At 68.8% G+C, this 21111-nt stretch carries 19 protein-coding genes and 1 riboswitch; of the genes, 10 read left to right on the top strand and 9 right to left on the bottom strand.

The features are described 5' to 3' along the window. Positions 1–100 precede the first annotated feature (100 nt). Together ACYVOK_RS23230 and ACYVOK_RS23225 are read left to right on the top strand one after the other, a co-directional pair. A complete protein-coding gene (locus tag ACYVOK_RS23230; protein ID WP_460664623.1) occupies positions 101–1627 on the top strand; it encodes a DUF4185 domain-containing protein in 1527 nt (508 codons plus the stop codon). Beyond that, positions 1624–2745: a sialidase family protein gene (locus tag ACYVOK_RS23225; RefSeq protein WP_460664622.1), complete on the top strand. Its 1122-nt coding sequence runs from the start codon at positions 1624–1626 to the stop codon at positions 2743–2745. Before ACYVOK_RS23230 ends, ACYVOK_RS23225 begins: the two co-directional genes overlap by 4 nt. A gap of 3 nt (positions 2746–2748) precedes the next feature. Here the strand turns inward: ACYVOK_RS23225 and ACYVOK_RS23220 are convergent, their stop codons facing one another. Together ACYVOK_RS23220 and ACYVOK_RS23215 are read right to left on the bottom strand one after the other, a co-directional pair. Continuing rightward, complete coding sequence (locus ACYVOK_RS23220; protein ID WP_460664621.1) at positions 2749–3720, bottom strand: sugar-binding transcriptional regulator; 972 nt, start codon at positions 3718–3720, stop codon at positions 2749–2751. Between the two features lie 25 nt (positions 3721–3745). Beyond that, on the bottom strand, positions 3746–5248 hold the full coding sequence (locus tag ACYVOK_RS23215) for an apiosidase-like domain-containing protein (RefSeq protein WP_460664620.1): 1503 nt from the start codon (positions 5246–5248) through the stop codon (positions 3746–3748). Positions 5249–5301: 53 nt separating this feature from the next. After that, a riboswitch (FMN riboswitch) is annotated at positions 5302–5435 on the top strand. A gap of 90 nt (positions 5436–5525) precedes the next feature. Here ACYVOK_RS23215 and ribB point away from each other — a divergent pair. Then, on the top strand, positions 5526–6146 hold the full coding sequence (gene ribB / locus ACYVOK_RS23210) for a 3,4-dihydroxy-2-butanone-4-phosphate synthase (protein WP_460664619.1): 621 nt from the start codon (positions 5526–5528) through the stop codon (positions 6144–6146). On the opposite strand, the gene ACYVOK_RS23205 is transcribed toward ribB, so the two are convergent. From ACYVOK_RS23205 to ACYVOK_RS23175, 7 genes are all read right to left on the bottom strand, one after another. Further along, entirely contained in the window at positions 6130–7095 is a 966-nt protein-coding gene (locus ACYVOK_RS23205; RefSeq protein WP_460664618.1) for a transketolase family protein, read from the bottom strand. The genes ribB and ACYVOK_RS23205 overlap by 17 nt on opposite strands. Positions 7096–7213: 118 nt before the next feature. Next, positions 7214–8125, bottom strand: coding sequence for a transketolase (locus tag ACYVOK_RS23200; protein WP_460664617.1), 912 nt, complete (start codon positions 8123–8125; stop codon positions 7214–7216). Further along, positions 8122–9117, bottom strand: coding sequence for a sugar phosphate isomerase/epimerase family protein (locus ACYVOK_RS23195; protein WP_460664616.1), 996 nt, complete (start codon positions 9115–9117; stop codon positions 8122–8124). Before ACYVOK_RS23195 ends, ACYVOK_RS23200 begins: the two co-directional genes overlap by 4 nt. A 36-nt stretch (positions 9118–9153) precedes the next feature. Beyond that, on the bottom strand, positions 9154–10050 hold the full coding sequence (locus ACYVOK_RS23190; protein ID WP_460664615.1) for a carbohydrate ABC transporter permease: 897 nt from the start codon (positions 10048–10050) through the stop codon (positions 9154–9156). Continuing rightward, on the bottom strand, positions 10047–10952 hold the full coding sequence (locus tag ACYVOK_RS23185) for a carbohydrate ABC transporter permease (RefSeq protein WP_460664614.1): 906 nt from the start codon (positions 10950–10952) through the stop codon (positions 10047–10049). Before ACYVOK_RS23185 ends, ACYVOK_RS23190 begins: the two co-directional genes overlap by 4 nt. 9 nt (positions 10953–10961) lie before the next feature. Further along, positions 10962–12266, bottom strand: coding sequence for an ABC transporter substrate-binding protein (locus ACYVOK_RS23180; protein WP_460664613.1), 1305 nt, complete (start codon positions 12264–12266; stop codon positions 10962–10964). Continuing rightward, positions 12263–13162: a nucleoside hydrolase gene (locus ACYVOK_RS23175; protein WP_460664612.1), complete on the bottom strand. Its 900-nt coding sequence runs from the start codon at positions 13160–13162 to the stop codon at positions 12263–12265. The genes ACYVOK_RS23180 and ACYVOK_RS23175 overlap by 4 nt, the downstream gene beginning before the upstream one ends. A gap of 162 nt (positions 13163–13324) precedes the next feature. Here ACYVOK_RS23175 and ACYVOK_RS23170 point away from each other — a divergent pair, with 162 nt between their 5' ends. The 7 genes from ACYVOK_RS23170 (at position 13325) to ACYVOK_RS23140 (ending at position 21068) form a co-directional block, all read left to right on the top strand. After that, positions 13325–14731, top strand: coding sequence for an FGGY family carbohydrate kinase (locus tag ACYVOK_RS23170; RefSeq protein ID WP_460664611.1), 1407 nt, complete (start codon positions 13325–13327; stop codon positions 14729–14731). 183 nt (positions 14732–14914) lie between these two features. Beyond that, positions 14915–15649 (top strand): cupin domain-containing protein, encoded by a 735-nt coding sequence (locus ACYVOK_RS23165; RefSeq protein WP_460664610.1) that lies wholly within the window; start codon positions 14915–14917, stop codon positions 15647–15649. Positions 15650–15654: 5 nt separating this feature from the next. Continuing rightward, positions 15655–16824: a Gfo/Idh/MocA family protein gene (locus ACYVOK_RS23160; RefSeq protein ID WP_460664609.1), complete on the top strand. Its 1170-nt coding sequence runs from the start codon at positions 15655–15657 to the stop codon at positions 16822–16824. Continuing rightward, the gene (locus ACYVOK_RS23155; protein ID WP_460664608.1) at positions 16821–17975 is read left to right on the top strand and encodes a dihydrodipicolinate synthase family protein; all 1155 of its coding nucleotides are present in this window, start codon (positions 16821–16823) and stop codon (positions 17973–17975) included. Before ACYVOK_RS23160 ends, ACYVOK_RS23155 begins: the two co-directional genes overlap by 4 nt. Next, on the top strand, positions 17972–18787 hold the full coding sequence (locus tag ACYVOK_RS23150) for a sugar phosphate isomerase/epimerase family protein (protein ID WP_460664607.1): 816 nt from the start codon (positions 17972–17974) through the stop codon (positions 18785–18787). The genes ACYVOK_RS23155 and ACYVOK_RS23150 overlap by 4 nt, the downstream gene beginning before the upstream one ends. Positions 18788–18806: 19 nt before the next feature. Then, complete coding sequence (locus ACYVOK_RS23145; RefSeq protein WP_460664606.1) at positions 18807–19562, top strand: sugar phosphate isomerase/epimerase family protein; 756 nt, start codon at positions 18807–18809, stop codon at positions 19560–19562. 69 nt (positions 19563–19631) lie between these two features. Continuing rightward, positions 19632–21068 (top strand): diguanylate cyclase domain-containing protein, encoded by a 1437-nt coding sequence (locus ACYVOK_RS23140; RefSeq protein ID WP_460664605.1) that lies wholly within the window; start codon positions 19632–19634, stop codon positions 21066–21068. Positions 21069–21111: the final 43 nt, after the last annotated feature.

The raw sequence follows: 21111 nt of genomic DNA, 5'->3' as shown, positions 1-21111 counted from the left end.
TCGCCCACCTCCAGCTGTTGACCGGTTGACAACGAAGGACTACCTTCGGCGGAAATCGATTTCTCAGGAACGTGCTCTGCCCCGCCCGAGGAGACAACGCATGAAGAAACGATTGCTACTCGTCCTGCCCGTCCTGATCGGCGCCGCGCTGGTCCGGGCAGACCAGTCCCCGGAAGCCCAGGCGTCCGCGGTACCCTCGCCGGCCCGGCAGGTCGCCAAACTGACCGGTCCGGGATCGATCAACGACACCGAGGCCCGGTTCGCGCTGAAGGCGACCGACCTCGGCATCCTCTGGGACAACGGCTCCGGCGAGATCCTCACCGCGTTCGGCGACAGCTACGGCAGCGGCTGGACCGGGCCGGGCGGCGGCGTCGGCGACCCGGCGACCATCGACTGGCGGTGCAACCTGCTGTTCCGCAGCAAGGACCGGAACCTGGCCGACGGGATGACGCTGGACTCGGCCGCCGAGGACCGGCCCGGCCACGCCAAGCAGTTCCTGGACTGCAAGAAGATCGACCGCGACGAGCACACCGTGATCCCGACCGGCGGCATCTCGGTCGGCAAGCGTCAGTACGTGCAGTACATGTCGGTCAACTACTGGGGCCCGGCCGGCAGTTGGTTCACCAACTACTCGGGGTTTGCGTACTCCGACGACAACGGCGAGACCTGGACCAAGCACCCGGACGCCCGCTGGCAGAACACCAAGGCGTGGGACAACAAGTTCCAGATGGTGGCCCTGGTGCGCGACAAGGGCTACGTCTACATGATCGGTACGCCGAACGGCCGCTTCGGCAACGCGCACATCGCCCGGGTCCCGGAGAAGCTGGTCCTGTCGAAGAGCGCCTGGCGCTACTGGGACGGCCGGACCTGGTCGCCGAAGGAGAGTGCCGCCGTCCCGATCGCGATCGGCCCGATCAGCGAGGTCTCGGTGCAATGGAACGCCCACGTCGGCAAGTGGCTGATGATGTACCTGGACGAGCACCGGGCCGCGGTCGTACTGCGGTCGTCCGAGTCGCTGACCGGACCGTGGAGCGGTGAGCAGGTCGTTGTCCGGGCCAAGGACTTCCCCGGGCTGTACGGAACGTACATGCACCCCTGGTCGACCGGTGCGGACCTCTACTTCACCATGTCCCAGTGGGACCCGTACAACGTGTTCCTGATGCACACCAAGCTCACCGACGACGGACAGGTCACCAACCTGGTCACCGACCCCGGCTTCGAGGAGCAGACCGGCAGTACGCCGACCGCACCCTGGCAACTGAACGGCCGCGGCGGCATCGACCGGTCGAACCTCGGCCACACCGGCACCAACAACGCCTACGTGCGTGACTCGATCGGCACCCACCAGCTGCAGCAGAACGTCGCCGTCCGCCCCCATCATCGCTACCGCTTGTCGGCCTGGATGCGTACGGCGGAGAACAACACCGAGACGATGCTGGGCGTCCGGACGCTGCGCGGTACGACGATCGCCCAGAAGACCGGCGGCCCGCATCCGGCGTACGAACGGGTGAGTGTCGAGTTCGACTCCGGCCGCGAGTCGCTGATCCAGCTGTACGGCGGCTTCTTCGGCCACGGGCAGGACGTCTGGCTCCAGCTCGACGACGTCGTCCTGGAGGAGATCCGATGAGGCGGCTGGCCCTGGCTTTCGCGATCATCGCCGCCTGCCTCACAGCACCCGCCACCGCGGGGGCCGCGACCGGTCAGCTGCTCCGGAACGACACCGGCCTCTATCCGCGGGCGATCCGGCTCGAGCACAGCGGCACGGCGAACGGCCGGATCCTGGCCGGTGTCGTCACCTTCGTGGGCAACGCGGACGGGATCGGCGCGATCTACGAGAGTACGAACGCCGGTGCGAGCTTCACCCAGGTCGGCACGGTCGACGATCCCGAAGCTGCCGACGGCCAGGGCCTGTGCTGCGCGACGCTGTTCGAGTTGCCCAGCCCGGTCGGGGCGATGCCGGCCGGCACCCTGCTCTGGGCCGCGTCGGTCGGTGCCTCGGACCGGCCGATGTCACTGCGGATCTGGAAGAGCAGCGACGTCGGCCGCACCTGGTCGTACCTGTCCAGCTGTGCGACCGCTCCGAACGCCGGCGGTCTCTGGGAGCCGGAGTTCACCATCGCCAAGGACGGACGGCTGGTCTGTCACTACTCCGACGAGACCGACCCCGCGCACAGCCAGAAGCTGATGCAGGTCCGTAGCTCCGACGGCATCACCTGGACCGACCCGACGCCGACGGTCGCCGGCCCGGTACAAGGCCACCGCCCGGGGATGTCCGTCGTACGGCGGCTGCCGAGCGGGACGTACCTGATGTCGTACGAGATCTGCGGCCAAGGTGGTCAGTACGACTGCGCCGTCTACACCCGGACGTCACCCGACGGCTGGACTTGGGGCACACCATCGGATCCCGGCACCTGGGTGCGCACCGCCAACGGCAGGTACTTCACCCACGCTCCGACCATCACTGTGGCGCCGAACGGCAACCAACTGCTGATCGGCCAGATCCTGCAGAACGCCGACGGCTCGGTTGCTGCCGGCAACGGCAAGACCATCTTCATCAGGAGCGCGAACGGCGCCTGGCGGGAACTCCCCGCGCCGGTGGAGGTCGACAACCCGTACAACAACTACTGCCCCAATTACAGCTCGTCCCTGGTCGTCTCCCCCGACAGCCGCCGCGTCCTGGAGCTCGCCTCCGACTACGACGCCGGCGTCTGCAAGACCTATTACGCGACCGGGCGAGCGACCTAGGCATCAGGTGTCGAGTAGGCGGTTGGCCATGGCCAGGTCGGTGATCAGGATGTTGACCCAGCCGCCGAGCAGGGCGGCCCGGATCGCGGAGAACTTCCGGTCGCCCCCGGCCACCCCGATCCGGCGCGGTACCGCCAGCAGTTCCTTGGCGGTCACGCCGATGACCCGCTGGTCGAACGTCGAGCGCACGTGATTTCCGTCTTCGTCGAAGAACCGGAAACAGACGTCGCCCACCGCGCCGAGCCGACGCAGCTCCTCCTGGTCGGCCTCGGCGACCGCGTTCCCGCTGCGCTGCAGCAGCGGCGAGGGCTCGAGGCTGCCGATCCCGACCAGGGCGTCGGTGAGCTGACTCCAGGTGCCCAGGACGTCCCGGACGGACACGTCGTTCATCATCGCGCGCCGGACCGCGGGCGTGCCGACCAGCCCGGGCGCGGGCAGGTAGACCGGCATCCCACCGGTCAGCTCGGCGAACCGGGCGGTCAGCCGGGTCGCCTGCATCTGTACCGCCGCGTCGCCCAGCCCGCCGACGATCTGCACGACCTTGTCCACCACCGGCACGCTCTTGCGCGGCATCCGGTCCACCGCGCTGATCAGCGTCTCGCTCCACGACGAGATCCCGATCACATGGCCGCCGGTCAGCGTCATGTCGATGTACGCCGCCGCACCCGAGCCGAGCGCCGGCAGTACGTCGTCGCCGTCTCCGAGCGTGTCCACCACGACCGCGTCCCGCAGGCCGTACCGGCCTTGCAACTCGTCCTCGAGGTCGCTGTGCACCCCGCTCGGCATCGTCACCACGGTGTGCACGATGCCGACCTCGACCGCCTGTTTGAGCATCCGCGACACGCGTGCCTGGGACAGGTTGAGCTCGGCCGCGATCTTCGGCTGCCGGATGCCCTTCTCGTGGTACATCCGGGCCACCTTCGCGAGCAGCCGCAACTCGTCCAGCCCCGGCTGACGCACCGCGCGGTTGTTCACGTCGAGACCCCCTAACAGACGACGACTATAGGTCAGCCAGACAGATGTACACGCGGGGTTCACCACCTGGATCCGGCAGCGGATCCCGCGCGGAGTCGCGCTTCCCGGACGCGACCACCGAGCCGTCGCGGGGATCCACGATCTGGTACGGCAGCGGTACGTCGTCGTCGAACACCGGGACCGGACCGCCGTTCTCGCGGTAGACGATCAGCATCCGGCCGGGCACGCTGAGCGCCCGGCCCGAGATGACCCGGGTCCAGTCCGGCTCCATGTCGGTCGTCGGCAACCCGCTCAGGATCTTGCGCAGCAGCCCGACGTACGTCGAACCCTCGAAGCCGACCGCCTCGCGCCAGCCAGCTCCCGGCGCCACGAAGTACTCCGGGTGACCGGGCTCGTCGGGATGCAGCCGCCACTGCCAGAGACTGCCGGCGCCGTACACCACGCCCATCGTCCCGCCCGCGCACAGGTTGCTCCACGCCTCGTGACCCTGCCACCACCCGGTGGCCTTGCCGCTCACACCGGAGTTCTCGTACGTCGGTTCGCCGTTCGCGACGGCTTTGACCGGGAGGTTCCGCCACATGTCGGCGACCCGCTCGGCCACGTGTTCGCCCTCGTGACCGGTCTGGCACCACTGGAAGTCCAGCCACTCGGCGTCCTGGTGTGCGTTCGCGCGGATGTGCGGTCGGTAGTGGATACCCGTCGGCTGGCCGTAGCAGTCCGTCGCGTGGACCTCGGCCCCGCCGGCCGCGATCTGGGGTTCGCGGCCCGATCCGTCCCCGCCGACCAGGTAGATCGCCGGACTCGCGCCGTACCGGGCCACGAGGTAGCGGCAGTAGCGCGCGTACTCTTCGGGCGGCACGACCGGACCGGCCACGTCGAGGCCCTTCCAGCCGAAGCCGTGGAAGACGGGCTGCAGAACCGGGACGAGGTGATGGTCTACCAGGATCCGGAGCAGTTCGTCGAGGTACTGGAAGTACTCGACATTCGGCCGGTTCAGATGCCCGTCCGGCAGGTCCTCGAAGGCGACGCCGAACCCCTCGTCCTGGGTCCGGTCGCGCGGACCGACGGCTCGCATGTCCGGCTGGACGGTCATCAGCAGGACCGCGTTGAAGCCCTTTGCCTGCCGGTCGGCGGCGTACTCGCGGACCTGCTCGGGGGTCGCGCGCCACGGCAACGCCCAGGCGGTGTCCGCGGCCAGGATCGCCGGCGTTCCGTCGGCGTGCACCAGGCTGCGGCCGCCGGGCGACATCCGCCAGAACCCGTGCGCGGAGAAGGGGTCCTGCTCGCCGGGGTCGGCCGGACGGACGTCGAGCACACCGTGGTCCGAGCCGCTGCTCCACCGCCAGCGTCCCGGCTCGGGCGCAGCGAAGCGCACCCGCCAGGTGTCATCGCCGTCCCAGAACGCGGGCCGCCGCAGCGTCGTACCAGTCTCGTGTTCGAAGTCGGCCCACACCTCGGCGGCGTACGGCTCGGCGTGGTTCCGGCTCAGCGTGAGCTCGACCGCGCGCCAGGTGACTGAGATGGACATGACACTCCCGAGGGTGGTTTCTCTCGATAAACTCTGGACCGAACAGCAAGACCACACGTGCTCTGGGGTCGGTGAAATTCCGAGCCGGCGGTGACAGTCCGCGACCCGTACATCCGCAAGGGTGTCCGGTTGACCCGGTGGAACTCCGGGACCGACGGTGAAAGTCCGGATGGGAAGACGCACGTGGCAGTCTTCGCGGTGCACGTCCGGCTGAGCTGCCGGAGGTGCCCGTGGAGCTTGTCGTTGCCCCGGAGTACCAGGCCGAGAGGACAGCGACATGAGCTCCGCGACGACAACCCGCCTGGACACCATCGACCGCGCGATCGGCGAGATCGCGCTCGGACGGCCCGTCGTGGTCGTCGACGACGAGGACCGTGAGAACGAGGGCGACCTGACCTTCGCCGCGAGTCTGGCGACGCCCGAACTGATGGCCCTCTTGGTCCGGCACACCAGCGGTTACGTCTGCGCGCCGGCCGCCCCGGAGGTGCTCGACCGGCTGGGGCTCCCGCTGATGGTGCCGGACAACCAGGACAGCCTGCGAACGGCGTACACGGTCTCGGTCGACGCGAGCACCGGCGTCGGGACCGGGATCTCGGCCGCCGACCGGGCCCGGACCGTCCGCGTGCTGGCCGACCCGGCCGCACAGCCCGCGGACCTGATCCGGCCCGGCCACATCCTCCCGCTGCGGGCGGTGGACGGCGGCGTCCGGCAGCGGCCCGGTCACACCGAGGCCACCGTCGAACTGGTCCGGCTGGCCGGACTGCCGCCGGTCGGGGTGATCGGCGAACTGATGAACGACGACGGGACCCTGATGACCGGGCCCGGCCTGCGCGCGTTCGCCGACACCCACGACCTCGCGATGATCTCGATCGCTGACCTGGTCAGTTACCTGTCTTGAGCAACTGACGGGCGGAGTCCGCGATCCCCTCCGGCGAGAGCCCGTAGTGGTCGAGCAGGTACCCGGCCGACCCCGTGGGCGCGAACTCGGGAATCCCGAGGATCGACACCCGCGCCGGATGCTGCTGGACGACGGTCTCCGCGACCGCGCCGCCGAGACCCCCACCCGTCACCGCCTCCTCGGCGGTGACGATGCCGGCCGTCTCCCGGGCGGCCGCGACCACGGCCTCGACGTCCAGCGGCTTCACCGTCGGCATCGACAGCACCCGCGCCGAGATGCCTTCGGCGGCGAGCTGTTCGGCCGCGGCCATCGCCCGCCACAGCACGGTCCCGTTGCTGATCAGCGTCACGTCGTCACCGGCCCGGACCGTGATCGCCTGGCCCAGCCGGAACTCGTAGTCGTCGTCGTACACCTTCGGCACGCTCATCCGGCTGACGCGGATGAACACCGGCCCGTCCGAGGCCGCCGCCCAGCGCAGCGCGGCCGCGGTCTCGATCGGGTCGGCCGGCACGATCACCGTCAGGTTCGCGATCGCCCGCAGCCAGGCGATGTCCTCGATCGAGTGGTGCGTCGGGCCGAGTTCGCCGTACGCGACGCCCGGACTCATCCCGCACAGCTTCACGTTGGTGTTCGAGTAGGCGACGTCGGCCTTGATCTGTTCCAGCGCCCGGCCGGTCAGAAAGCAGGACGCCGCGGAGACGAACGGGATCCGGCCACCGTTGGCCAGCCCGGACGCCACGCCGACCATGTCCTGCTCGGCGATGCCGACGTTGATCAGCCGGTCCGGGAACGCCTTGCGGAAGCTGTTCAGCTTGCTCGAACCGACCGAGTCGTTCACCACCCCGACGATCCGGTGGTCGGCGTGGGCGAGCTCGGCGAGCGTCTCGACGTACGCGTCCCGGCAGTCGTACCGCGGCTCATCAGCGATCGAAGTGGGAACGACGGTCATGGGGCCTCCCGGCCTGGACTGAGGAGCGGAGGGAGCGAAGCGACTGGAGCGACGAGGGAAGGCCGGGAGCCAAGGCCCCATGACCACGCCGGCGCCGAAGGCCCGGCCAAAAGCACGGTCATGCCTGCTCCCTGGCGTATCGGGGGACAACAGCCTCCAGCTCGGTCAGCGCCTGCTGGAACTCCGCCTGGTCCGGCACCCGGTGGTGCCAGGCGACGTTGTTGCTCATGAACGAGATCGGATGGCCCTTGTGGGTGTGCGCGATCACGAAGGTGGGTTTCCCGGGCCGGAACGGCACGGCGGAGAGCACGTCGAGCAACTCGCCGTGGTCGTGCCCGTTCACCTCGACCACCGCGAACCCGAACGCCATCGCCTTCTCCGGCAGCGGATCCAGGTCGTTGGTCTCCTTCGTGGTGGCACCCTGCTGCAACCGGTTCCGGTCGACGATCACCGTCAGCCGGTCCAGCTGGTACTGCGAGGCGGCCATCATCGCCTCCCAGTTGCTGCCCTCCTGCAGCTCACCGTCCCCGACCAGCACGTAGGTACGACGCAAGGACACGTCGAGCTTGGCCGACAACGCATGACCCACCGCGATCGGCAGGCCGTGCCCGAGCGGCCCGGTGTTGGCCTCGACCCCGGCGACCTTGTTGCGGTTGGGATGCCCGTTCAGCGCGGACAGCGGCTTGAGGAAGGTGGACAGCTCCTCGACCGGCAGGAACCCGAAGGCCGCCAGCGTGGTGTAGAGCGCGCCGGCGACGTGCCCCTTGCTCAGGATGAACCGGTCGCGCTCCGGATCGGCCACCGTCTCCGGCGTGATGTCGAGCACCGCGCCGTACAGGGTGGCCAGGATGTCGATCGCGGAGAAGTCACCGCCGATGTGGCCGGCACCGGCGTGGTGGACCAGCTTGAGGTCCTGGATCCGGATCTGCCTGGCCGCCTCGGCGATGTGAGCCACCTGCGCGGCCCGGCTGCTGTGGATCGGCAGCCGGCCGAGCACCGGCATCGTGGTGTGCTCGACGGTCAGACTCATGCGATCTCCGCCATCGAGCTCAGCAGGACCTTCTGAACCAGCCTCTGCGCGGCCAGCGCGTCGTGCGACGCCTGCGCCGCGGCGAGGGCCTCGTCGTCCAGTACGTCGAGGGCGTGGTGCACCGCCTTCAGGAACCGGATCGCCTGCTTCGCGGCCTCCACACTGTCCTCGCGGAACGGGAACTGGTCCAGCTGCCAGACGCCCTCCCAGTTGTTCTTCCGCAACGTGTGGAAGAACTCGAACGTCTCGACCAGGTGGACCGAGCCGACCACCATGTCGTCGTCCCAGCCGCGCAGGTTGTCGTTGACGTCGATCGCGAACAGCCGCCCGTAGTCGATCGCCAGCTGCGCCGCGTCGGCCGGTGTCTCCTGGCCGTAGAGCGAGTGACCGAAGTCGAGCAGGATGCCGAGGTTGGGCAGGCCGATCTTCTCGATCCCGAGCAGGGTCCGGGCGACGTTCGGGAAGATGATCTTCACCCGCGGCTCACGCGGTTTGTACTCGATCACGAAGTTGATGTCCGGGTGCGCGGAGACGAGTTCCTTCAGGCCGTCGAGGGCGAGGTTCCAGATGTCGCGGTAGTTCACCTGGAACGGGTAGTCCCAGCCGTCCTGACCGGGCCAGAGCTTCACGTACGAACAGCCCAGGTCCTTCGCCAGCTCGGTTGCCTGATGCAACAGCTCGATCGCCTGCTTGCGGACGCCGGGATCCGGGTTCGTGAAGGAGCCCTTGACGAAGTCGCGGGTGTAGATCTCCGGGGTGATCGCGATCGCCTTCAGGTCGTTCCGCTCGAGGGCCGCCTTCACCTCGTCGAGGGTCCCGTCGTACCCGGCGAACGGCCAGTTCAGGTCGACCACGGACAGGTCGCCGACGGCGCCGGCCCGGTCGATCTGCTCGAGCAGGCCGACCGGCTCGCCGTACCCGTCGGTGGCGTAGCGGTCCTTGTAGGTGGCGAAGTGCCAGATCCCGGCACCGAAGGTCGGTAGTTCAGTCATCTGTCGTCATCTCTTCCGTCGGGGCGGTTGTGGTGATCAGCCCTTGGTCGCGCCGGCCGTGAGGCCGCCGACGATCCAGCGCTGCAGGAGGGTGTACGCGATCAGGATCGGCACCACGGCGATCAGGATGCCCGCCGCGAGCCCGGTGTTGTTGTTGGCGAACTGGCCCTGGAAGTTGAGCAGCCCGACCGGGATCGTCTTGTTGGCGTCGGAGTTCAGCAGGATCAGCGCGAACAGGAACTCGTTCCAGGTCGCCACCGCGTCGAGGATCGCCACCGTGACCAGGGCCGGGGTGGACAGCGGCAGGACGATGGTGAAGAAGATCCGCCAGTCGCCGGCGCCGTCGACCCGGGCCGCCTCGAAGATCTCGTCGGGGATCTGCCGGAAGAACGACTGCAGCACCAGCACCTCGAACGGGATGCCGAAGGCCAGGTACGGACCGATCAGGCCGAACAGGCTGTCGGTCGCGCCGGCCGAGCGCATCATGATGAAGACCGGGACGATGGTGATGTAGATCGGGATGGTCAGCCCGAGGAACACCGAGAACATCACCGTTCGGCGGAACCGCATCCGCAGCTTCGCCAGTGCGAACCCGAGCATCGCCGAGATCAGCACGCCGAGCGGCACCTTCATCAGCGCCAGCAACGCGCTGTTGCGGTAGGTGGTGGCGAAGTTGCCGATCCCCCAGGCGTCCTTGAAGTTCGACCAGGTGAACTGGTCGGGCCAGGACAGCGGACCGTTGCCGATGAAGTCCGACAGCGGCCGGACCGCGGTGATCACCAGCAACGCGAGCGGCGAGATCCAGAACAGCGCCACCACCAGCAGCACCAGCGTGACGACGAGTCCCTTCCGTCCCTTCGGCGGCCGGCTCGCCGGCTCCGTCTCGGCCGGTACGACAGGTGCGTCGACCCGGACCGGTGCGATCGAACTCACGACGCCTCCTTGGTCTGGGAGCGCACGTACGGGATGCCGACCGCGATCGCGACCAGCGTGATCACCACGGCGATCGCCGTGCCGTAACCGGCCTGGTAGTACTGGAAGACGTTGGCGTACATCCACGTCCCCATCACCTGCGTCGCCGTACCGGGACCGCCGTACGTCATCGCGTAGATCATGTCGAAGACCTTGAACGAGTCGATCAGCGACAGCGCCAGCACGATGTAGTGGGCCGGCCGCAGGCTCGGCATCGTCACGTGCCAGAACTGCTGCCACCGGGTCGCGCCGTCGACGGTCGCGGCCTCGTAGAGTTCGTTCGGGATGCCTTGCAGCGCGGCCAGGTAGAGCAGCATCGGGAAACCGGTCCGCAGCCAGACGGCCGGCACCATCACCGCCCACAAGGCGGTCGAGTCCTGCCCGAGCCACGGCTGGGCCAGTCCGTCCAGGCCGATCAGCCGCAGGAACGAGTTGATCGCGCCGTACTGCGGGTTGTAGAGCCAGCCCCAGATCGAGGCGATCGACACCAGCGGCAGCACCGCCGGGGTGTAGAAGATCAGCCGCAGGATCGGTTTGCCGTGCACCTTGCCGTTCAGCGCGATCGCCAGGCCGAGCCCGAGCGCGGTCGGGACGGCGATCGTCACGACGGTCCAGATCAGGTTGTTCCGGACCGCGGTGACGACGACCGGGTCACCGGGCAGCTTGGCGTAGTTGTCCAGCCCGACGAAGTTGTACGTCGCACTGAGCCCGTCCCAGTCGGTCAGGCTGAACCACAGTGAGGACAACGCCGGGTACACCAGGAACGCGACGTACACCCCCAGGGCGGGCAGGGCGAACAGCCAGGGCGACCACTTGCCGCCCCGTTTGACCTTTGCGGGTTTCGTCAGTGCGACCGTCGCCATGACCCCGGCTCAGCCCTTCGCCCAGGCGGAGACGATCTCCTGCATCTTCTTAGCCGCCGCCTCCGGCGTGGTCTTCCCCTGCAGCAGGTTGCTCTGCACGCTGAAGTACTGGTCGGCCTCCTTCTTCGGGAAGGCCTGGTCCTGGATCGTGTAGAACGGGTTGCTCCCGTACTTCTTCGACCACTCGGCGGACAGCGGCAGTTCCTTCGGATCCGGCTCGGCACCCTTCACCGTCGACGCGGTGACCTTCAGGGCCTTCTGGGTCTCCGGCTGGGCCAGGAAGTTCAGCAGCTCGGCGGCCTTGTCCGGGTTGCCCGACTTGGCGTTGATCATGTACCCCTCGACGAAGCCCGAGTGCCGGGCCGGCGTCTGGTCGGTCGGCAGCTCGAAGTTGCCGAAGCCGGCCGGGCTCTTCTTCGCCGGCTGGATCGCGGCCGACTCGGTCCACGGACCGATGATCGTGTAGCCGTACTTGCCCTGCACGTAGCCGGGCTCGACGTCTGCCGGATCCATGCCGAGGGCACCGGCCGGGATCCACTTGCGGTCCTGCCACTTCTTGAACAGCGTGAACGCCTCGACCACCTCGGGCCGGTCCCAGCTCTCGTCGCCGACCAGCAGCTTGTCGTGCAGCTCCGGCCCGGCGGTGTGCTCGAGCAGGTACTCGAACAGGCGCATGATGTTCCAGCCGTACTTGCCGGCCAGGCCGCATGGCGTGATCCCGACGGCGAGCAGCTTGTCGTTCGCCTGCTCCAGCTCGGCGTACGAGGCCGGCGTACCGGCGATGCTCGCCTTGGCGAACAGCGACTTGTTGTACCAGGCGCCGAGCCCCAGCGACATCATCGGGACGCCGGCCTTCATGCCGTCGAAGGTCATCCCGTCGATCGCGTTCTTGTTGATCGTGTCGGCCCACTTGTACTTGTCGTAGTACGGCGAGAGGTCGAGCGCCTGCTTGGCCTTCGCGAACGGCGCCCCGATCTGGCCGCCCCAGATCCGCCAGACGTCCGGGCCCTTGCCGCCGAGCAGCTGGGTGCGCAGCTTGTCCGGATAGACCGCCGCGCCGGATCCGGGCAGGGTCTCGACCGTGGTCGTCGTACCGGCCTGCTGGTCGAACTTCTTCAGCTGCGCCTTGAACAGGCCGATCGTCTCGTCACCCTCGTAGGTGAAGACGCGCAGGTCGTTCGAGGCCGCGGCCGTGGCGCCGCCACCACTGCTGGTCGACGTACCACCGCCCGTGCAGGCGGACAGACCGGCGCCGGCGACGGCGGCGGACGTGAGGCCGAGGAAACCGCGGCGGGTGAATGAACTGCCTGTCATGACTGACTCCTTTGCCGGGCGAAGCGGCGGATCTTCGCGAACATGTCCTCCAGCAGGAACCGGACGTCAACCTGTTCGCAGACACTGATCGGGTTGCCGGTACCGGGCAGGTACCAGCCGTCGGACCCGAACCGCGGCGCGGGCCGGACCCGCATGGCACCGCTGGTCGGGTAGAGCATCAAGGCGATGGCGGGTGAGTCACCGAGCGAACGGGACTCGATCGGCTCGGGGTGGTAGGTGGCGTTCCACTCGTGCAGCTGCTCGATCAGGTACTTGCCGAGCGGGCCCGCGTCGCCGATCTTCTCGTCGAGTTCGGCGTAGCTCACCGACACCTTGCTGTAGACGTCACTCGGCACCTGCCACACGGTGATACCGGAACCGAACACCACGTTGGCGGCGTGGATGTCGTTGGACAGGTTGAACTCGATACCGGGCCAGCCCGGGGCGAGCCCGTCGTAGCCACGGCCGCCGATCCAGATCACGATCACCTCCCGGTGCACGATCTCCGGGTCCAGCAGGATCGCCGAGGCCATGTCGGTGAGCGGGCCGAGGAACGCCACGAACAGCGGGTCGCCCGTCGAGGCGAGTTTCGACTCCTCGATGATCAGTTGCGCGCCCGGCGAGTCGAGCGGGGTCCCCTCGTCCGGGATGCCGGTCGGCGCGCCGTTCGCGACCGGCACCTGGCCGGTCAGGTCGAGCAGGTCCAGCAGCAGGTCGATCTCCTCGCGGGATTCCTCCATGCTGCGGTCCGACCGGCGGGTGCCGAAGTGCGCCGCGATCAGGCCGCGGATGTCGAAAGTGGGCGACAACAGCCCGTGCACGATCGCGAACTGATCGTCCGCCTCGTTCTTCGCGTCGGTGTTGATGATCACCCGTCGCCTACTGACCTTCGCCACCTTGCGTCCTCCGCAGACTCTTTGAATAGATATTCACTAGTGCATAACCTGTCGACTTGAGTTTCACCACGACGCTAGAGTCCCGTCAAGAGCTCAGTTGAAAGTTGTCCGATCCGGGCGGCGGGTTGGGCAGCGAAGACACCGACCAGAAGGGCGCTCGACGTGGGTGGACGAGCTGTGCTGGCGATCGACCAGGGGACGACCAACTCGAAGGCCGTTCTGGTGAGCTCGGACGCCGGCGTCCTGGCGACCGGGTCGGCGTCGGTCGGCCTGTCCACACCCCAGGCGGGCTGGGCCGAGCAAGACGCCGACGACATCTGGCGCAGTGTCCTTCAGGCCGTCGCGCAGTGCCTCGCCGCCGCCGGCCCGGTCGACATCGCGGGGATCGCGTTGTCGACGCAGCGTGAGTCGGTCGTCGGCTGGAGCAGCGCGGGCGAGCCGGTCGGACCGGTCATCGGCTGGCAGGACGTCCGGACGACCGCCTGGTGCTCGACCCTGACGGCCTCGCTCGACACCCTCGTCCGTGAACGCACGGGGCTGCGCGTCGACGCGATGTTCTCCGCCCCCAAGCTGCGTTGGCTGCTCGAGCACGCGGACCCGGACTACGTCGGCACGGTGGACTCCTGGCTGATTCATCGCCTGACTGGTTGCCGAGAGCACCTGACGGACGCCGGCAACGCCTCCCGGACCTTGCTGTACGACGTTCTCGACCTCGACTGGTCCCCGTCGCTGCTCGAGGCATTCGGCGTACCGCGGTCCGTCCTGCCCGAGGTGCGGGCGTCGAACGGCGGTTTCGGTACGACGTCCGGCGTACCGGGACTGCGGGACGGAATTCCGATCGTCGCCGTACTGGCCGATTCGCATGCGGCGATGTACGGGCAGGGGTGTACGCGGGCCGGGATGATCAAGGCGACGTACGGGACCGGGTCGTCGGTGATGACGCCGGTGGAGTCGTTCGTGGCCGACGGGTGCACGTTGGCGTGGCTGACCGACGAGCCGCTCTACGCGCTGGAGGGCAACATCGTGTCGTCCGGCGCCGCGCTGGCGTGGACGGCCGCCACGCTCGGCCTGCCCGATGTGGGCGCGCTGACGGAATTGGCGGCGAGCGTTCCCGATGCCGGCGGAGTCACGCTCGTGCCCGCGTTCGCCGGGCTGGGCGCGCCACACTGGGATCGCAACGCCCGCGCCGCGCTGACCGGGATGAGTGGTTCCACCACGCGGGCACATATCGCCCGAGCCTGCGTCGACGCCGTCGCTCACCAGATCTGCGACATCGTCGACACCATCCCCGGCACGCCCGGCCGGCTCCGGGCCGACGGCGGCGCGACCGTCTCCGATCTCCTCATGCAGACCCAAGCCGACCTGCTCGGCCACCCGGTCGAGGCGGCCGACGTGGCTGAGATCTCGGCGCTCGGCGCGGCTGAACTCGCCTGGACCACCCTCGGCGAGACCACCGACTGGGCTGCCAAGCGCACCGCCCGCATCTTCGAGCCTTCCATCGACGCCGACGCCCGCGCCACCCGCCGTACCCAATGGTCCGAGGCCGTAGCCGCCGTCCGCACCTCCTGACCCGTACTTACCTGAGCGTCGACCCCGGAACCGGGGCACCGGGTGGCAACGGTGGGCGGTTGACCGGATGCGGTCGGAGATCGCTTTCCTGACAGGTTGACTCGCCGTGACAGCCCACCTAAGGTTGCGGTCACAGGCTCTGGAAAGCCCTTTCCAAGGCTCACCGGCGAGGGAGGCATCAGCATGTGCGAGTACGAGCCGGGCGCTGCCGTGGCACTCCCGGGCGGTATCGGCATCTCCCGGCTGAGTGTGTACGACATCGAGGCCCCCGACGGCCTGGTCGGCGGTACGCCGCACGTCCACCTGGCCTGCTCCGAGGGGTACTACGTGATCGCCGGCTCCGGCGCGGTTCAGACCCTCAACCCGAAGGGTTTCACCGAGACACCGTTGCAGGCCGGCACAGTGGTCTGGTTCGACCCCGGCACGATCCACCGCCTCGTCAACGCCGGCGGTCTGCAGATCCTGACGCTGATGTCGAACTCCGGTCTCCCCGAGGCCGGCGACGCCGTACTGACTCTCCCGCCCGAGCACCTGACCGACCGCGAGACGTATCTGCGGGCGACCACCCTCACCGGCGAGGGTGAAGCGCGGACCCCGTCCGCGATGGCCCGTCGCAACCTCGCCCTCGAGGGCTTCGCCGTACTGCGTGAGTCCTACGAGGCTCACGGCCCGTCGGCGCTCGACAATTTCTACGCCGCCGCGATCCGCATCGTCCAGCCGCAACTGGCCGACTGGCGGCGCCGCTGGGAGCAGGGCGCCCGCCGCCTGGCCGACGAGACCGGAGCCGCGCTCGACGCGCTGGAGGCCGGCACCGCGCCGTACCTGCAATCCGCTGAACTCCATCACCTACCCGCCCCCACCGAGTTCGGCCGGCACGGCATGTGCGGTCGCCTCGACACCTACGAGATCAATCCGTGAGAGGCATGACTGTGAACGAGCGACGCATCGGCATCGTGATGAACGGTGTCACCGGCCGGATGGGCCTGCGCCAGCACCTCGAGCGCTCCATCGTGGCGATTCGCGAGCAGGGCGGCATCCCGGCCGCCGACGGAACGCTGATCATCCCCGAACCGATCCTGGTCGGCCGCAACGAGCTGAAGCTGCGGCGGATCGCGGAGAAGTACGGACTGACCCGGTGGACCACCGACCTGTCCGAGGCGCTGGCCGAGCCGGACGTCGAGATCTACTTCGACTCCCAGCTGACCCAGCTGCGGGAGAAGGGCGTGCGCGCCGCGGTCGAGGCCGGCAAGGCGATCTACTGCGAGAAGCCGATCGCCGAGGGCCTGGACGCGGCCGTCGACCTGGCCCGGCTGGTCCGCGACTCCGGGCTGAAGAACGGCGTCGTCCAGGACAAGCTGTCGCTGCCGGGTCTGCGGAAGCTGAAGCGGCTGGTGGAAGGCGGGTTCTTCGGCCGGATCCTCTCGGTCCGCGGTGAGTTCGGTTACTGGGTCTTCGAGGGTGACTGGCAGGAGGCGCAGCGGCCGTCCTGGAACTACAAGCAGGAAGAGGGCGGCGGCATCATCGTCGACATGTTCTGCCACTGGCGGTACGTGCTCGACCAGATCTTCGGCCCGGTCACGTCGGTGTACTGCCAGGGCGCGACCCACATCCCGACCCGGTACGACGAGCAGGGCCAGGAGTACACCGCCACCGCCGACGACGCGGCGTACGGCGTGTTCGAACTCGAGGGCGGCATCATCGCCCAGCTGAACTCGTCCTGGACGACCCGGGTGTTCCGCGACGAGCTGGTCGAGTTCCAGGTGGACGGGACCGAGGGCAGCGCGGTCGCGGGTCTGCGCCGGTGCCGGGCACAGCACCGGTCGGTGACGCCGAAGCCGGTCTGGAACCCGGACCTTCCGGCCGGCGAGCAGTTCCGCGACCAGTGGATCGAGGTCCCGGACAACGAGGAGTTCGACAACGGCTTCAAGGTGCAGTGGGAGATGTTCCTGCGCCACGTGGTGGACGACGCGCCGTTCACCTGGGACTTCGTCGAGGGCGCGAAGGGTGTGCAGCTGGCCGAGCTGGGTCTGCAGTCGTGGCGTGAGGGCCGGAAGCTCGAGGTGCCGCCGCTCGACATCGAGGCCAAGCCGTGACGCTCTCACTTCGGCTGCCCGGACCTGACGGCCTGCGGACGTATCATCTCACCGGCGAACCAGTTGCCCAGGGCACCTATGAGCCGGCGCGGAGCCGGTTGGCGTTCGCCGCGGCGCATGTCGTCGCGGACCCGCTGGGCGACAACTCCCCGGGGCAGCCCGCGGTGGTCGACTGGGAGCACACGCTGGAGTTCCGCCGGCACCTGTGGTCGCTCGGCCTGTCGGTGGCCGAGGCGATGGACACCGCACAACGCGGGATGGGTCTGGACTGGGCCGCGACACAGGAGCTGATCCGGCGCTCCGCCGCGGAGGCGCCGGACGGGCGGATCGCGGTCGGTGTCGGAACAGATCAGCTTGCCGCTGGCAACCACTCGCTGGAGACCGTGATCGGCGCGTACGAGGAGCAGCTCGCGGTCGCCGAGGACGCCGGTGCGCAGCCGATCCTGATGGCCAGCCGGGCGTTGTGCGCGGCGGCGGGTTCACCCGACGACTACCGGAAGGTGTACGACCGGCTGCTGAACCAGTCGTCGCGGCCGGTGATCCTGCACTGGCTGGGCTCGATGTTCGACCCGGCACTCGACGGCTACTGGGGCAGCGACTCGCTCGACACCGCCGCCGACGTGGTGGTCGAGCTGATCGGCGACAACACGGCGAAGGTCGACGGCATCAAGGTCTCGCTGCTGGACGCCTCCCGGGAGGTTGCCCTGCGCAACCGGTTGCCCGAGGGCGTGCGCCTCTACACCGGCGACGACTTCAACTACCCGTCACTGATCAAGGGTGACGAGAACCGCTACAGTGACGCGCTGCTGGGGATCTTCGCCGCGATCGCACCGGCGGCCGCGGCCGCGCTGAAGGCGCTGGACGACGGAGACCTGCAGCGGTACGACGAGGTGTTCGAGCCGACCGTGCCGCTGGCCCGGCAGATCTTCTCGGCGCCGACGTACTACTACAAGACCGGAATCGCCTTCCTGGCCTGGCTGAACGGGCACCAGCCCGGGTTCTCCATGGTCGGTGGACTCCAGACCGGACGATCGCTGCCACACCTGGCCGACACGTTCCGGCTCGCCGACCAAGCCGGCGTACTGACGAACCCCGAACTCGCCGTGTCGCGGTTCCGTCAGCTGTTGCGGGTGAGTGGAGTCGACGCGTGAACCGCTACAGCCTCAACCAGGCCACGACGAAGTACTGGCCGCTCGAGGACGTCGTCGCGGCCAGCGCCAAGGCCGGGCTGTCCTGGATCGGCCTGTGGCGTGAGCCGATCCAGGAGTACGGCGTCGACAAGGCGGCCAAGCTGGTCGCCGACGCCGGCCTTCGGGTGTCGTCGTTGTGCCGGAGCGGGTTCTTCACGTCGACCGACGCCGCCGAGCGGAAGGCGAAGATCGAGGACAACCGCCGCGCGATCGACGAGGCGGCGACGATCGGGACGTCCGTGCTGGTGCTCGTGAGCGGCGGGTTGCCGCCGGGGTCCCGCGACCTCGACGGCGCTCGTTCGATGGTCCGCGACGGGCTCGCCGAACTGGCGCCGTACGCGGCCGAACGGGGCGTGAAGCTCGCGGTCGAGGCGTTGCACCCGATGTTCTGCTCGGACCGGTGCGTGGTGTCGTCGTTGTCCGGGGCGCTCGACCTGGCCGAGCAGTTCCCGGCCGCACAGGTGGGCGTGATCGTGGACGCCTATCACCTGTGGTGGGACGCCGACATCTACCGCCAGATCGAGCGGGCCGGCGAGCGGATCCTGTCCTACCAGGTGAGCGACTGGATCGTGCCGCTGCCGGCGGACACGCTGCTCGGACGCGGCATGATGGGCGACGGCTGCATCGAGCTGCGCCGGCTGCGCGAGGCCTGCGACGCGGCCGGGTACGACGGGCCGATCGAGGTCGAGATCTTCAACCAGGAACTGTGGGACGCGCCGGGTCAGGACGTGTTCGACCTGGCGCTGGCGCGATACCAGGAGCACGTCGTCTAGATTCTGGGGAGCTTTGTGCATGAGTGACCGGACCATTCCCGCCGACGGTATCGGGATGCACCTCTACACGATGCGGGACGTGCTCGCCGAGGACTATCCAGGGACGCTGAAGCGGCTGGCCGGGATCGGGTACCGGACCGTCGGTGTGAGTGGGCGGTTCGGTCACTCCGCGGACAAGATCCGCTCCTTCGCGGACGAGGCCGGGCTGTCGATCGTGCTGGAGCACGTGAGGTACGACCGGATGGCCGACGACTGGGCCGGGGCGCTGGCCGACGTCCGCACGCTGGGTGCCCGGTGGATCGTCGTACCGTCGATTCCGTCCGAGCTGCACTCGGTGGAGGGCTTCCGTACGGCGGCCGCCGCGTTCACCGAAGCCGGCAAGGCGGCTCGGGACGCCGGGCTGAAGCTGCTCTTCCACAACCACGGGCGCGACTTCGACTCGGTCGACGGGCAGGTGCTGTTCGACATCCTGCTCGACGTGGACCCGGAGCTGCTCGGGTTCGAGCTCGACCTGTACTGGGTGGTGAACGGCGGTCACGACCCAGCGGAGTACTTCCGCCGGCACCCCGGACGCTTCCCGGCGCTGCACGTGAAGGACATGGCCGAGGACGGGTCCTGGGAAGACGTCGGCGCCGGCACGCTCGACTTCGCGGGCATGTTCGCCCACGCCTCCGACGGCGGGGTTGAGCAGTGGCTGGTCGAGCACGACCAGCCGCTGGACGCCTGGCAGTCGGCCGAGCGGAGCTACCGCGGCCTGTCCGAACTCCGGTACTGAATGAACGCTTAACCGGGTCAGTTTGCTCACAACTGCTCACGTCCGGTGAGATCGGCCTAAGCTCGACGCGTGCAGAACGAACCCACCGTTCGGTTGACTGCCGTACGCCGCCTCTACGAGGTGAGCGCCCGGATGGGCGCGGGCCGGAGCCTGGCCGAAACCCTGCAGGCGGTCGTCGACGGCGTCGTCGACGGGCTCGGGTTCGGGATCGCCGTACTGAACCTGCGCCAGCCGGACGGGAAATTCGAGGTGATCGCGGTCGCCGGATCCCCCGAGGCGCGCGAGGCGCTGCTCGGCACGGTCAGCTCGGCGGACATCTTCGACGCCGAGTTCGCGATCGCCGACCACTGGGGCCGGCTGCGGTTCGTGCCGCACGAGCGGCTGCCGGAAGGCGAGGTGATCGGCTGGGTGCCCGACGTACCGGTGTCGGACGACCCGGCCGCCTGGCACCCGCTGGACGCGCTGTTCGCACCGCTGTACTCGCCGGACGGCGAGCTGGTCGGGATGCTCTCGGTCGACCTGCCGGAGGACAACCGGCGGCCGGGACCGGTCCACCGCGAGTTGCTGGAGATCTTCGCGACCCAGGCCGGGCTGGCGATCGACAAGGCGCGGCTGACGGATCAGCTGCTGGCCGAGAAGGCGCGGCTGGAGGCGAGTGAGACCACGTTCCGGATGGTCTTCGAGGGCGCCGGGAACGGGATGGCCACGATCGCCTTCGACGGGCCGGAGGCGGGCCGGATCCTGCGGGTCAACGACGCGTTCTGCCGGATCACCGGCTACACCGCCGACCAGCTGGTCGGCGCGCCGATGCTCGACTTCCTCCGCGAGGAGGACCCGGCCCGGTCCCGGGACGAACTGGAGAAACTTGCTGACGACAACCGGACGTACCGGTTCGAGCGGATCTTCTTCCAGCCCAGCGGCAACGCCATCTGGCTCGGCGGTACGGCGGCCATCGTCGGCGCCACCGGCCAGCCGCGGATCCTGCTGATCCAGATCGACGACGTGACCGCCCGCAAGGACGCCGAACGCGAACTCCGCCACCACGCGGCACACGACCCGCTGACCGGCCTGCCGAACCGGCGGCTGCTGCAGCACCGGTTCGCCGCGGCCCTCGAGCGGACCCGCGCCACCGGCCGTCGTGGCGCCCTGCTGTTCTGCGACCTGAACCACTTCAAGCTGGTCAACGACAGCTACGGTCACGAGGCCGGCGACCGCGCCCTCCGGGAGATCGCCGAGCGGCTGGCGGGCGAGGTCCGCCACGGCGACACCGTGGCCCGCCTCGGCGGCGACGAGTTCGCCATCCTCGCCGAGGATCTCGCCGACGACGATCTGGCCGCCCTGATCTCGCGCCTCGAAGCCGCGGTCAGCCGCCCGCTTCCCAACATCACCGTCCAGGTCACCGCCAGCATCGGCACCGCCCTCATCACCCCCGAGTCCACCGACCTCGACACCCTCCTCCACACCGCCGACCAGGCCATGTACACCACCAAACAGCGCCGCCCTTGAAACCGGCTGGACCACCGGTCAGGTCATGCGGAAGGGTGTCGGG

Source organism: Kribbella swartbergensis (assembly GCF_054784135.1).
This window is presented reverse-complemented; position numbering and strand designations above follow the sequence as displayed.

Bases quoted from the DNA above. Each gene is read 5' to 3' on its own strand.
- ACYVOK_RS23215 (WP_460664620.1), bottom strand. From the start codon at position 5,248: ATGTCCATCTCAGTCACCTGGCGCGCGGTCGAGCTCACGCTGAGCCGG.
- ACYVOK_RS23180 (WP_460664613.1), bottom strand. From the start codon at position 12,266: ATGACAGGCAGTTCATTCACCCGCCGCGGTTTCCTCGGCCTCACGTCC.
- ACYVOK_RS23195 (WP_460664616.1), bottom strand. From the start codon at position 9,117: ATGACTGAACTACCGACCTTCGGTGCCGGGATCTGGCACTTCGCCACC.
- ACYVOK_RS23225 (WP_460664622.1), top strand. From the start codon at position 1,624: ATGAGGCGGCTGGCCCTGGCTTTCGCGATCATCGCCGCCTGCCTCACA.
- ribB (WP_460664619.1), top strand. From the start codon at position 5,526: ATGAGCTCCGCGACGACAACCCGCCTGGACACCATCGACCGCGCGATC.
- ACYVOK_RS23145 (WP_460664606.1), top strand. From the start codon at position 18,807: ATGAGTGACCGGACCATTCCCGCCGACGGTATCGGGATGCACCTCTAC.
- ACYVOK_RS23205 (WP_460664618.1), bottom strand. From the start codon at position 7,095: ATGACCGTCGTTCCCACTTCGATCGCTGATGAGCCGCGGTACGACTGC.
- ACYVOK_RS23185 (WP_460664614.1), bottom strand. From the start codon at position 10,952: ATGGCGACGGTCGCACTGACGAAACCCGCAAAGGTCAAACGGGGCGGC.
- ACYVOK_RS23160 (WP_460664609.1), top strand. From the start codon at position 15,655: ATGACTGTGAACGAGCGACGCATCGGCATCGTGATGAACGGTGTCACC.
- ACYVOK_RS23230 (WP_460664623.1), top strand. From the start codon at position 101: ATGAAGAAACGATTGCTACTCGTCCTGCCCGTCCTGATCGGCGCCGCG.
- ACYVOK_RS23200 (WP_460664617.1), bottom strand. From the start codon at position 8,125: ATGAGTCTGACCGTCGAGCACACCACGATGCCGGTGCTCGGCCGGCTG.
- ACYVOK_RS23165 (WP_460664610.1), top strand. From the start codon at position 14,915: ATGTGCGAGTACGAGCCGGGCGCTGCCGTGGCACTCCCGGGCGGTATC.